Below are 12,745 nucleotides of genomic sequence, written 5' to 3'. Positions count from 1 at the left end.
AAAATATAAAACACCCTTTTATTCCTTTTATATCAATACTTACAATATCCTTTTTATATACTTTCAGTATTATGACCAATATTGGGGGTATATGAAACATTAAAGCGCGTTACACTTGAGTTAGGCGGTAAATCACCAAATATCATCTTGCCAGATGCTGATTTATCTCGCGCGATTCCTGGCGCACTTTCTGGTGTTATGTTTAACCAAGGACAAGTATGCTCTGCTGGATCACGTTTATTTGTTCCGAAGAAAATGTATGATAATGTCATGGCTGACCTTGTCCTTTACTCTAAAAAATTAAATCAAGGTGCTGGCTTAAGTCCAGAAACTACAATCGGTCCTCTCGTTTCCGAAGAACAACAAAAACGTGTAATGGGCTACATCGAAAAAGGGATTGAAGAAGGTGCTGAAGTACTTTGCGGAGGAAGTAATCCATTTGATCAAGGCTACTTCGTTTCTCCTACAGTATTCGCTGACGTAAATGATGAAATGACGATTGCAAAAGAAGAAATTTTCGGTCCAGTTATTTCTGCTATACCGTTTAACGATATTGATGAAGTAATTGAACGTGCAAATAAATCACAATTTGGCTTAGCAGCTGGTGTGTGGACAGAAAATGTTAAAACAGCACACTACGTTGCAAGTAAAGTACGCGCTGGTACAGTATGGGTAAACTGTTATAACGTCTTTGATGCAGCATCTCCATTTGGAGGATTTAAACAATCCGGTCTTGGTCGTGAAATGGGATCTTATGCATTAAATAACTATACAGAAGTGAAGAGCGTTTGGCTTAACTTAAATTAATGAGAAAGAACCTGACCTATCCGGTCAGGTTCTTTTCATTATGTATGTCTTTAAACTTGCAGTCCCCCGCTCACATTTAATACTTCTCCTGTAATATAGGATGCGTATTCTGATGCTAAGAAGGCAGCTGCGTTCGCAATATCTTCTGGCGTTCCAATTCTACCAACCGGAATCGCGCCGACCATCTTTTCTTTCACTTTATCTGGTATCGTTTTTGTCATATCTGTATCCATAAATCCTGGGCAAATCGCATTACACGTAATACCGAAATTTCCAACTTCTTTCGCTGCCGTTTTCGTTAAACCTACAACGCCTGCCTTCGTAGCTGCATAGTTTGCTTGACCTATGTTTCCTTCTCTACTAATTGAAGATATATTAATAATACGTCCATACCCTTGTTGTCTCATGTAAAGGAGAGCTGGTTGCATACAATAAAAAACACCAGTTAAGTTCACTTGTAATACTTGTTCCCAAGCAGACTTCTCCATTTTATGTAACATTGCATCTCTTGTAATTCCAGCATTGTTCACCAAAATATGTAATGTACCAAATTTTTGAACCGCATATTCAATTAACGACTTCGCTTCATTTTGATTACTCACATCACATCGATATGAGCACACTTCATATCCTTCGTCCGATAACTCACGTGTCGTTTTTTGTAGCTTCTCTTCATTTACATCACTAATTAATACTTTCGCCCCTAGTTTTGCATAAACCTTTGCAATCTCTTTTCCAATTCCCTGTGCAGCTCCTGTTACAACAGCTGTTTTCCCATTTAAAAACTTCATCCCTATCCCCCATTTCTATTACTTATACTGTATATTTCGGCTTTTTACTTTCCAATTCCTCTTTGTATAAAAAAGTCTATTTGTGTCAAACTAACTTTGCAACGCCGCATAAAGTGTAAGGAGATTGTGTCGAATGAACAAAAAAAATTTCAAACAAAACAAAGCTACTGATGGCATTGATGTAGAGTTCTCTCGTGAACTTGCTGACCACAATGACTTAGAAGCAAACGCACGTGCAAATGCCGCTGATGCACGTCAAAAACGCCAGTCAACAGAAAAATAAGGAAAGCACAACCTTATTCTTTTCAACAGGGACCTACTACCCAACAAAATAAACCGAGAAACATCTCTCGGTTTATTTTTGATATTTTTTTGTATAATGTGCCAAAGTAAGTAGCGGATAAATTTGGGCATAGCTATGATAACGAATATAAAACCCACCAGGTAAACCTGTTCCAGTAGGATATTTTTCATTCACATAAGGATTCGCAAGCAAATATGAAACGCCTTTTCGAATAGTTGGTGTTTCTTTATCATAGTAAGAAATGAGAGCATCTAACGCCCATGCTGTTTGAGATGGTGTACTAAATGGTAAAGTAACGAATCTTTTCTCCACACTACTTTGGCATGATTCTCCCCATCCACCATCTTCATGCTGTATATGTTCAAGCCATAAAGCTGCTCGTTTCAATGATGGATTGTTAGATGGAATTCCGAGTGACCGTAAACCAGTCATAACAGCCCACGTACCATATATATAACAAATCCCCCATTTCCCATACCAGGATCCATTTCTCTCTTGTACATTCATTAACCAATTTATCGCACTTTGTTTTTGTTTCTTAGGTAATTCATTTTGCGTATATGTCCCGAAAAGCTCTAACACTCTTCCTGTAATATCTGGTGTGGAAGGATCCGTAATCATATCACTTGCATTTTCGATTGGTAAATTCGCTAATAATTTGCTCGTCACACCTTTTTCGAACGCTCCCCAGCCACCATCATTATTTTGTAATCCTTTAATCCAATTGACCCCTTTCTTCCAAGCATTATCTATATTTTCGTTTCCTCTACTCCTTGCCAACGCTCTTAGCACAGCTGTTGTATCATCGACATCTGGAATTGTCGTATTTACATCCGAAAAACCCCAACCACCTGGAGTAAGTGCGGGAGCATGTACGCTCCAATCAGCTTTTTTTGTATGCTGTTTTTTTAATAAATATGTTATTGTCTGTTGAATCATCTTGTGATCTTTTGGAACGTGGGCCTCTTGTAACGCATAGCTGAGTAAAGCTGTATCCCATACGGTCGAAGGAGAGTTTTGCAAGTGACTCCCTCTTTCCATCTTCCATATATAAGATGTTATCCCAGCTATAGCCTTTTGAATCAGTGATGAATGAAGAGAATGCCCTAACGCAAGTAAAGCATAAATCATATAAAACGAGGCAGTTGCGTAACTATATAACGTTCCATTTTCATCAATACGCTCTTTCATAAAACGTTCGACTTCCTCATATCCTTTATGATGTAACGAAAGTGGGTACGAGATAATTTGTTTTACATCACTTAATAACGTTTGAAACAACGGAGACCGATCCTCCCGAAACCATTGTCCGCCCTCGCCCGCAATGTGATTTAAATTTGGCAATAACTTTTTCCCTACTCGAAATCTTTTATTTAAACACACCATCATCGGAATTAAATGGATACGTGCTGAGCTACTCAATTCAAATATACTGAGGGGGGAATCATTCTGTAGAAACATGATTGGTGTTGGTAAATGAAAGAGTGAAGGATATTCATATTCTCCATGAATTGCTAATAAAAACTTCGTCATAAAATGAGCACGCGCCACGCCTCCGCGTTCCTTAATAAAATTTTCCGCTCGCTTCATATTCGCATCTTCTTTTGTATATTTTTTCGATGCTAGCAAGGCCGCATAAGATTGAATGGTAGCTGATAAATTACCTCCCACTTCATCTTCATACAATTTCCACGTTCCTTCATTTGTTTGAAGTGATGCTAACCTTTTTACAAACGGTTCTATCTCTTTATCTCTACCTAATAATTTTAATAAAAAAATCATATGGCAATCTGTTAATGGAGCTCCTTCAAAACAAAATCGCCACGTACCATCTTGCCGTTGCATCGTTTGAAGTGCATTTGCTCTTCTCGCTATTTCTTCATGCGCTTTTTCATATAATAACAAGTTACTCACCCACCCTTTCGAAATCCGTATAACGATATTCAAGAAGGTAGCTGAATATGTATGAATACAAAGAAAAGCAGAACATATAAGATGCTCTGCTCATAAACAATATCCTACTCCGACAATAATCCCTAATAAAGCACCAACTACTACTTCATACGGCGTATGCCCGACAAGCTCATTTAACTTCTTATATTCTGTTTGTCTACCGTGAAAAAACTCATTCAATATTTTCGCCTGTTTACTTACTGCCAGCCTTACTCCTGAAGCGTCATACATAACTATAATGGCAAAAATAGCAGCAATTGCAAATAAAGTACTTTCCACACCTTCCACAACGCCAACACCTGTCGCCAGTGCTGTAACAGTTGAAGCATGAGAACTTGGCATCCCACCTGAAGCGAAAAACTTTGCAAAATCAAATTCACCCGTTTTGAATAATTTAAAGACTACTTTCGTTAATTGTGCTAAAAACCATGAAATTACAGCAGCCATAAGCGGATCGTTATGTAAAATTGTTTCCACGTTCTCAGCTCCCTACTAGCTATAATGGAAATCCTATAGTATCAGTATAAAGAAAAATGCGTAGAAAATACTACGCATTACGATACTTTTGCTGATTTATTTTTTATAAATTTCGGTTGTTTCTGCACTAAGAACTTTGTTTTCGCTACCGAGAATACAACTAATGCAACCCATATACAGAAAAATGCAATCATATGAGTAGATGTGAAATGTTCACCAAATACGAATACACCTAAAATTAAACTAATTGTTGGCGCAATATATTGTAAAAAACCTACCATATAAAGTGGAATAAGTTGGGCTCCTTTTGCAAAATAAAAAAGTGGCAATGCTGTAACAATGCCCGCTCCTATTAATAGTAATGTCGATAACATTGAGATAGAGCCAAATGAGCCGAAACCATGTACTCCTGTCATTACTAGATAAATAATCGCAAACGGTGTCACTAACATCGTTTCCATCGTAAGTCCAATTGTCGCATCATAGTTTAACAATTTTTTTGTTAATCCATATAATCCAAATGAAAGGGCAAGTGATAAAGAAACCCATGGAATAGCCCCGAAACGTACTGTTAAAATGATAACTCCTACTCCAGCTAAACCAACTGCAACGTATTGCCAAAAGTTTAACTTTTCCTTTAAAACGACTGTACCAAGTAAAATACTAATAAGCGGATTAATATAATAGCCAAGACTTGCTTCAATGACATGATTATGATTAACGGCCCATATGTAGACAAACCAGTTTCCGCTAATCAAGACTGAAGCTATTGTTAATGACATTAATAATTTAGGTCGTTTAAAAAGATTCATGAACTCTCCAATAAACTGACGAAATCTCTTCGTAACACCTAATACGATTAACATAAACACGAACGCCCAAACGATGCGGTGTGCTAATATTTCATCTGCTGGGACTTCCTCAACCCATTTCCAATAGATTGGTAGTATTCCCCACATCGTATACGCACCAGCCGCATATATAATCCCTTTTTTTTGCTCTGCTGATTGACTCCCCATCTTCCTTTTTCTCCTCTTCTCATTTTTTCTCCATTATACGTTCCCACGTGCTCACTTTACCAATAATCAATCTGCATTTCTTTCGACATTTCTCATACAACGAATAATAAACATACCGTTATTACAACAAGTAACGGTATGCCGAAAACAAATTTCTTTTTATGAGTTTTATGATGAAACATATACATACCAATCCAAGCTCCAACTGCTCCCCCAGCTGCTGCTGATAAAAACAACGTACTTTCTGGCGTTCTCCACTGTTTCTTCTTCGCTTTTCGTTTATCAAGCCCCATAAGGCTAAAAGCTATAACGTTAATAATAATAAAATAAATCCATTTCATCGCTTTCTCTCCCTATGAAAAATTCGCTTAATGGTAACATGAAAAAATGATGGAAACAACTGAAGAACGCTTTTTATTGATTAGTTACCTTCATATTTACATAGCCAATTAAACAGAAAGATGTTATGGGCAAGATCTTATATTTCATTCCCTTCACCCACTACCATAGCATCGAAAAAACTTCTCTCAATCTCTTTTTCATCAAAATGAAGAACTACGATTAGCCCCACATATAAAGAAACGAAATTTAGAAACCATTCCTCATTATCATCTTTCTTAGCTAAACATTTAAATATCTCTTGAAATTGCATACGCTCGTCTACAGCAATAATCGGTCGCACGCCAAAATATTTCAATACAAGATGTAGGTTTAGCTGCACGGATAATGATAAAATATACTTTAATAGCTCCGTATAATGAGCAACATTTTTTTCACTATATAACTTCACAAGCTCTTGATGTAAAGTAGAAATCGATAATTCTTCTTTAGTCACTTTTGTTGCTTCTATCATTTCAATCATCTTTTTCATATCCATTACATTTACCCCTCCTGTTGCAAAACAAAAGCCAAAGTGTATTTATTTTATAATCAGCAATAATTGAGTATTTCTCGCCTCTCTTTCTTCTTCACTTACTAAGTCATACTTTTTTAAAAGGTGAAATACATCATTTAACATTTCTTGTGAGTGATTACCTTGCAAAAATTTTTTTAACCCTTTAAAAATATCTTCAGATAAAAAAATCTTTTGACTTTCAAGTTTATTCATTACATCTTCAATAGAATGATCGATATTACACGCCATAAAAAATTCCTCCTCTATCCTTTATAAATAATATCTTCTGCTAACGATGTAAACACTTCTCCAACAAGAGAATCTTCATCATATACAGATGAACCGCTATTTTCTTCACGTTTTGCAAAAGGTACTTGTGCGATTACTTCTGTTTGCAATTGTTCTGCTAACATTTCGCCTCCGCCTTTTCCAAACAGATAATTTTTCGATCCATCTTGTTCTTCATAATAAGCCATGTTTTCCACAATACCTAAAATCTCGTGTTTCGTATGTTTTGCCATTACGCCTACTCTAGATGCTACGAATGAAGCTACATTATGTGGTGTTGTAATAATAATTTCTTTCGCCTGCGGAATCATTGCTGCAACATCAATAGCAACATCTCCTGTACCAGGTGGTAAATCAAGAAGTAAATAATCTAATTCTCCCCAGTGCGTATTCGCAAGGAAATTTTGAATCCATTTATTTAACATCGGTCCGCGCCACATAACCGGATTATTTCCTTCTGTAAAAAATCCCATCGACATGATTTTAACACCGTGACTAATAACTGGAATTGCTGTTTGATCAATCATCGTTGGTTTTTGATTCGTTTCCATCATAGCTGGAATGCTAAAACCATATATATCTGCATCTAATATCCCCACTTTTTTGCCCATACGAGCTAAAGCTGTTGCAAGATTAATTGTTACAGTTGATTTTCCGACTCCACCTTTTCCGCTCGTTACAGTAATAAATCGTACTCCTGAATCAGGACGAAGCATGCTCGGCATACCAGTTTCTGTTCTACTATTTTTCTTTAACTTTTCTGTTAGCGCAGCTCGTTCTTCTTGTGTCATAGAACCAAACGTCAAATCTACTTTAGATGCACCTATTGCGTGAAGTGATTCTTCCACATCTTGTTGAATTTTTGCTTTTAACGGACAACCTTGAATCGTTAGCACTACTTCAAGTTTAACCTCTGTTCCATTCATTTGTATATTTCTAACCATGTTTAACTCTACAATACTTTTGTGTAATTCTGGATCCTCTACATGTTTTAACGCATTCATTATTTGTTCTTGAGTAATCATAAAACTCATCCCTTCTCGTATTCTAATTTATCCGACTTTAACTAATAATCAGTGGGGGATGAAGAACCCCCCCACTGATTAAAGTTTCACTTTATATACAACATCTTCTTGTCGTTGCAAGAAACACTTATTATCCACCACTAACAGGCGGGATAAATGCGACGATATCTCCAGCTTGTATCATCTCGTCATTCGTTACAAACTCTTCATTAACAGCCACCATCACTCTATCAAGCGATTGTAAACTATAGTTTGCTTTGAGCCATTCTTTTAATTGCTGCACTGTCATTTCTTCTTTTTCTGAAATTACGAATCGATCTAATTCGACTTCCTCACGCAAATTTGCAAACAGTAAAATTGTAATCATTTTCTCATTCTTCCTTCTTCGGTTTTCCTGCTGGATATGGTGTATTTTCAAGTTGATCGCCAATCCACATCGTCCCATCTTCCCAAAATTCTTTTTTCCATATTGGGACGATTCGCTTTATACGTTCAATTGCGTATTCATTCGCTTCATAAGCTACTTTGCGATGCGGTGATGAAACTGCAATGACTACCGCAATATCCATTATTTCTAGCCGGCCTACTCGGTGAGTAATTGCTACTTTTGCATCCGGCCATTTTTCACTAATTTCTTCACCAATTCTCATAAGTTGCTTTACTGCCATCGGTTTATATGCTTCATACTCTAAATGTAGCGTTCGTTTTCCTTTTGTTAATTCTCTCACTGTACCAATAAAAGTTGTAATCGCACCTGCCTCTCTTCTTGCAACTTTATTCGTTACTTCTTCAACTACAATCGGTATATCAACAATCTCAAATAGCACTTGTCCCATTGGAACCACCTCTCACTTTGCGAAATGTCCAAGGCCATTCACTACCTTCGTTATCTTCCAATAAAAGAACATCCACAAACATATCTTTTTTATATCCTCTTGTCCCACCTGGTAATACGATAAAAACATTCGATTCTGCTAATGAAGAGACCGAGCTAGATTTATCAAATCCTGAAGGACAAGCAATTAACTGACCTTCGTTATATGTCAGTTTCGCTCGTACAAATCTTGTAAATGGATTTGGCTTTAGAAAGTCTTCTCCTAATAACGCTTTTTCTCTCTTTACATGTGCTTTTTCACTAAACATATACGTCCGAATACAAGGTCTTACAAATAATTCAAACCCTACGTAACAAGCAGATGGATTTCCTGATAAACCAAATAATAACTTGCCATTTAATTGTGCTACAGTCGTAACACTTCCTGGCCTCATTGCAACTTTATTGAAAAGAACAGATGCACCTAACTCTTCATATATAGCTGGTAAATAATCGTAATCCCCTACTGATACACCGCCTGTTGTAATGAGCATATCTACTTGGCCAAGCGCTTCTTTTACAGCTTTGAAACATGTATGAAAATCGTCGCTAAACTTCCCAAAATACTTTACTCTTCCGCCCGCTCTTCGAATTTGAGACAATATCATATACGTATTACTGTTTCGAATTTTCCCTGGCTGTAATGAATCGTTTACGTCCAGTAATTCACTTCCAGTCGCTAATAGTCCAATTACAGGCTTTCTAGCCACCGGTACCTCGCTATACCCAAACGTAGCAAGAAGAGCTGAAATACCTGGATGAATGTATGACCCTTTCTTTGCAAGAACCGTGCCTCTACAAGCATCTTCACCTTGAAAAGAAATATTGTCGCCCGTTTTGAATGATCGCTTCACTTCCATATATTTGTTGCCATCCTCCTCATATTGACGAGTTAGCTCTAACATAACAACCGCATCACACCCATTCGGAATTTGCGCTCCTGTCATAATTCGAACTGCTTGAAATGGACCTACTTTCTCATCGAATAGCGATCCTGCACCGATTTCACCCACTACTTCAAATACACTTGGAGTTTCATAACTTGCTAAATCCGTATCTTTTGCTCTAATAGCAAACCCGTCATACGGTGAACGATTAAATGACGGCACATCATGGTCAGCTACTAAATCCTCTGCTAATATACGTCCATAAGCTAATTCAATAGGTAGTAGCTCCTTTAAGCCGTTATGAGCAAATCCCATCACTTTACGAACAGCCTCTTCAACTGTGATTGGTACTCTTCTTTCCATTGTTGACAACCCTTTCTATTAGCCAAATACGCGATAATATAGTTGTTTCGCTTTCGAAATATCATTTGTGCCATGAATAAAAACACGACCATCCTGAAAAACAACGATGCGGTACTCATCTAATTGGCAAGATAGTAAATACGGATTCCGATTTACTTCCCCCACTTTTTTTAATACTTTTTCTATATCATCAAAATTGTATTTTCTATTGTCTACTGATCTAATTTGAACTGTATTTCTTCCGCATAAAGCAGCTACCTTCGTTTGGTTTTCATATGATAAATAAGGATAAGTTCGATTCAAACCACATGAGAGACAAGCATCTGTTTTTATTTTCCCTAGTTTTATAAAATGGTTTTGATTACTCCATATATCAAACATGAAAAATGTTTTTCTAATTGCTGCAAAATCTTCTACTAAAATTTTGAGTGCTTCCGCCACTTGATATGCTGCGACGATTTGTACAGTCGGGCTAATAATTCCAGCTGTATCACACGTCACACCTGTAACTGGAACGTTCTTCAGCACACAATGTAAACACGGTGTCTCTTGTGGAATAATTGTACAACTCATACCGTACGAGCCAACGCAAGAACCATATACCCACGGGATATTATGTTTTTGTGATAAGTCATTTATTATAAATCGGATATCGAAATTATCTGTTGCATCAATGATTACATCGACATTTTCTAATAGCTCTTCCAAGTTTTCTACACATGCATCCATTACGAAAGCATGTATTTGTACTTCCGCATTAAGTTTTTCTAGCCGATTTTTAGCAGCGATTGCTTTTGGCAATTTCTCTCTTGCATCTTGTTCAGAGTACAATTGTTGCCTTTGTAAATTACTCCATTCAACGTAATCGCGATCTATAATCGTCAACTTGCCAATACCTGCACGTACGAAACTTTCGGCACTTGCACTTCCTAATGCGCCTACTCCTACAATTAACACATGTTTATTTCGAATTTTTTCTTGCCCTCTACTCCCAATTGGTTTAAACAAATGTTGTCGTGAATACCGCTCAGCCATTACATACCCTTCCTCTCACGAACTCTATTTCATATTAGAATGTTGTTTTTGATAACAAGCAAAGTACGCAAATCCAACAAAACCAGCTCCGCCAATTACATTTCCGATAAAGACAGGAACAAAATTTTTAGCAAGATCCATCCATGTCAAATGACCTGCAAAAATAACTGCTGAGATGACAAACATATTTGCTACCACTTGCTGAAATCCAATCACTACAAATGCCATAATTGGAATCCAAATTCCGATTATTTTTCCGACAAAATCACTCGTCCCATAAGCGAGCCAAAGCGCCAAACAAACGAGCCAATTACACCCAATTGCTAAAATTAAAGTTCTCCCAAATGATTCATGTAACTTTCCTTCTGCTATCGCTACCGTTTTATTTAAATAATCTCCCTCTGTTAATCCGCCAAGATGACCGAAACAATACGCTACGAAAATAGCTCCTACAAAATTCATGAAAGTAATCCAAATCCAGTTATTTAGCACACTAACCAATGTAATTTTCTTTGCATATAGCGCCATAGATAGTGACATCATATTTCCGGTAATTAATTCTCCTCCTGCTAATACGACGAGCATGAGTCCAACAGGAAAAACCGCTCCTCCTAAAACATTCACTAAACTCCCCCAGCGCTCAGGCAAATTACCTAAAACGCGAATGTTAAGTAAAAAACCTAGCGAAATAAACGCTCCTCCTAAAAAACCGAGAATAAGCATTGCTGGCAAGGTCTGACTTACTTTTTGAACACCGGCCTCAATTACAAGCTCAGCAATTTGTTCCGGTTTATGAAATGCCATTACTAATTCCTCCATTTTCTCCAAATAAAAAAGCAGCTTCAAAAAACCTCCTCAAAATAAAGGTTTTTGAATGCTGCTTAATTTCTCTGCACATCTTTTACAGAGAGATCAATCATCACTTTTACTATAAAATAGAAAATCTACAAACGTTGCACATCTTCCATTTTGTATATACTGCATCATAGTGTCACTTATATATATCAACCACCAATATGTGACATTTCAATTTTAGGTGCTCTTTTTTTACTTGTATGACTTAAGCGTTCATCTGAATAACGATCTTCTCGGTTGTTCCATATATCGCTTACGATATCTGTTATTTCTTCATCATTGTATTCAGATCGAAGCAATTCTCTCAAATCATTTCCTTTAGAAGCGAACAAACAAGTGTATAACTTTCCTTCTGCAGAAATACGGGCTCTCGTACATGAGGAGCAGAAGGAATCTGTTACTGATGAAATAATACCTATTTCTTCATCACTTCCAATATAACGATAGCGAGTCGCAACCTCTCCTGCATAATTCGCTTCTATTCGTTCTAATGGCATAACTTGATGAATCGTATCTACTATTTCTTGTTTAGAGACAACCTCTTTTAAATCCCAACCGTTATAATTTCCAACGTCCATATACTCAATAAAACGAAGAATATGTTTATTTTCCTTAAAGTATTGCGCCATCTGCAAGATATCCTGTTCGTTTTTCCCCTTTTGAACGACCATGTTTATTTTAATTTTCATACCGACTTCAGCTGCAGCTTGTATTCCTTCCAGAACCCTTTGTACTTTGCTTCTATTACCATTCAAATAGAAAAACCGCTCTTCTTCTAAGGAATCTAAACTAACTGTCACACGTGATAAACCCGCCTTATATAAATCAGGAGCAAACTTTTTAAGTAACGATCCATTAGTTGTTAAACCGATATCCTCCACACCATTTATTTTATTCAGGCGCTCGATAAGCTGCGGAAGACCTCTTCGAAGTAACGGTTCTCCGCCTGTAATCCGTAATTTTCTAACACCTAAAGAAACGAAAATACGCGTTATCCTTTCAATTTCATCAAAAGATAAAATTTTATCATTAGACAAAAACGAGTAATCCGGACCAAATATTTCTTCTGGCATACAATATCGACAGCGAAAATTACAGCGATCAGTAACTGAAATACGTAAATCCTTTAACGGACGTTGTAGTTTGTCTAATGTGACAGATTTCATATTTAT

15 protein-coding genes and 1 pseudogene are annotated in these 12,745 nt (G+C 36.9%); 2 read left to right on the top strand and 14 right to left on the bottom strand.

What is annotated here, in order from left to right; translation table 11 throughout:
* Positions 1-93 precede the first annotated feature (93 nt).
* Positions 94-807, top strand: a pseudogene (gene dhaS / locus PDK19_RS14810) (aldehyde dehydrogenase DhaS); the annotation flags it as partial.
* Between the two features lie 50 nt (positions 808-857).
* Here dhaS and fabG read toward each other — a convergent pair.
* The gene (gene fabG, locus PDK19_RS14805; protein ID WP_049111860.1) at positions 858-1,598 is read right to left on the bottom strand and encodes a 3-oxoacyl-ACP reductase FabG; all 741 of its coding nucleotides are present in this window, start codon (positions 1,596-1,598) and stop codon (positions 858-860) included.
* A 133-nt stretch (positions 1,599-1,731) separates the two neighbouring features.
* Between fabG and PDK19_RS14800 the strand changes: the two genes are divergently transcribed.
* On the top strand, positions 1,732-1,881 hold the full coding sequence (locus tag PDK19_RS14800; protein ID WP_001035808.1) for a YfhD family protein: 150 nt from the start codon (positions 1,732-1,734) through the stop codon (positions 1,879-1,881).
* 72 nt (positions 1,882-1,953) lie between these two features.
* On the opposite strand, the gene shc is transcribed toward PDK19_RS14800, so the two are convergent.
* From shc to moaA, 13 genes are all read right to left on the bottom strand, one after another.
* Positions 1,954-3,807, bottom strand: coding sequence for a squalene--hopene cyclase (gene shc, locus PDK19_RS14795; protein ID WP_049111862.1), 1,854 nt, complete (start codon positions 3,805-3,807; stop codon positions 1,954-1,956).
* A gap of 99 nt (positions 3,808-3,906) precedes the next feature.
* The gene (locus tag PDK19_RS14790) at positions 3,907-4,332 is read right to left on the bottom strand and encodes a divergent PAP2 family protein (protein WP_000447815.1); all 426 of its coding nucleotides are present in this window, start codon (positions 4,330-4,332) and stop codon (positions 3,907-3,909) included.
* A 77-nt stretch (positions 4,333-4,409) separates the two neighbouring features.
* The gene (gene rarD, locus PDK19_RS14785) at positions 4,410-5,351 is read right to left on the bottom strand and encodes an EamA family transporter RarD (protein ID WP_000535529.1); all 942 of its coding nucleotides are present in this window, start codon (positions 5,349-5,351) and stop codon (positions 4,410-4,412) included.
* 92 nt (positions 5,352-5,443) lie between these two features.
* Positions 5,444-5,692: a DUF1294 domain-containing protein gene (locus PDK19_RS14780; protein WP_000871327.1), complete on the bottom strand. Its 249-nt coding sequence runs from the start codon at positions 5,690-5,692 to the stop codon at positions 5,444-5,446.
* 137 nt (positions 5,693-5,829) lie between these two features.
* The gene (locus PDK19_RS14775; RefSeq protein WP_000367286.1) at positions 5,830-6,228 is read right to left on the bottom strand and encodes a hypothetical protein; all 399 of its coding nucleotides are present in this window, start codon (positions 6,226-6,228) and stop codon (positions 5,830-5,832) included.
* A gap of 42 nt (positions 6,229-6,270) precedes the next feature.
* The gene (locus PDK19_RS14770) at positions 6,271-6,495 is read right to left on the bottom strand and encodes a hypothetical protein (protein WP_000752372.1); all 225 of its coding nucleotides are present in this window, start codon (positions 6,493-6,495) and stop codon (positions 6,271-6,273) included.
* A 14-nt stretch (positions 6,496-6,509) separates the two neighbouring features.
* A complete protein-coding gene (locus PDK19_RS14765; RefSeq protein ID WP_074567564.1) occupies positions 6,510-7,559 on the bottom strand; it encodes a P-loop NTPase in 1,050 nt (349 codons plus the stop codon).
* Positions 7,560-7,689: 130 nt separating this feature from the next.
* Positions 7,690-7,926: a molybdopterin converting factor subunit 1 gene (moaD, locus tag PDK19_RS14760; protein WP_049112407.1), complete on the bottom strand. Its 237-nt coding sequence runs from the start codon at positions 7,924-7,926 to the stop codon at positions 7,690-7,692.
* Between the two features lie 4 nt (positions 7,927-7,930).
* Entirely contained in the window at positions 7,931-8,395 is a 465-nt protein-coding gene (moaE, locus tag PDK19_RS14755) for a molybdopterin synthase catalytic subunit MoaE (protein ID WP_049112405.1), read from the bottom strand.
* Positions 8,376-9,683 (bottom strand): molybdopterin molybdotransferase MoeA, encoded by a 1,308-nt coding sequence (locus tag PDK19_RS14750; RefSeq protein WP_270707435.1) that lies wholly within the window; start codon positions 9,681-9,683, stop codon positions 8,376-8,378. Before PDK19_RS14750 ends, moaE begins: the two co-directional genes overlap by 20 nt.
* 18 nt (positions 9,684-9,701) lie before the next feature.
* The gene (locus PDK19_RS14745; protein ID WP_000840939.1) at positions 9,702-10,718 is read right to left on the bottom strand and encodes a molybdopterin-synthase adenylyltransferase MoeB; all 1,017 of its coding nucleotides are present in this window, start codon (positions 10,716-10,718) and stop codon (positions 9,702-9,704) included.
* 24 nt (positions 10,719-10,742) lie between these two features.
* Complete coding sequence (locus tag PDK19_RS14740; RefSeq protein WP_000864003.1) at positions 10,743-11,522, bottom strand: formate/nitrite transporter family protein; 780 nt, start codon at positions 11,520-11,522, stop codon at positions 10,743-10,745.
* A 200-nt stretch (positions 11,523-11,722) separates the two neighbouring features.
* Complete coding sequence (gene moaA, locus PDK19_RS14735; protein WP_270707433.1) at positions 11,723-12,739, bottom strand: GTP 3',8-cyclase MoaA; 1,017 nt, start codon at positions 12,737-12,739, stop codon at positions 11,723-11,725.
* Positions 12,740-12,745 lie beyond the last annotated feature (6 nt).

It is taken from the genome of Bacillus cereus group sp. BcHK124 (assembly GCF_027712065.1).
GTDB classification, from domain to species: Bacteria; Bacillota; Bacilli; order Bacillales; family Bacillaceae_G; genus Bacillus_A; species Bacillus_A pacificus.
This window is presented reverse-complemented; position numbering and strand designations above follow the sequence as displayed.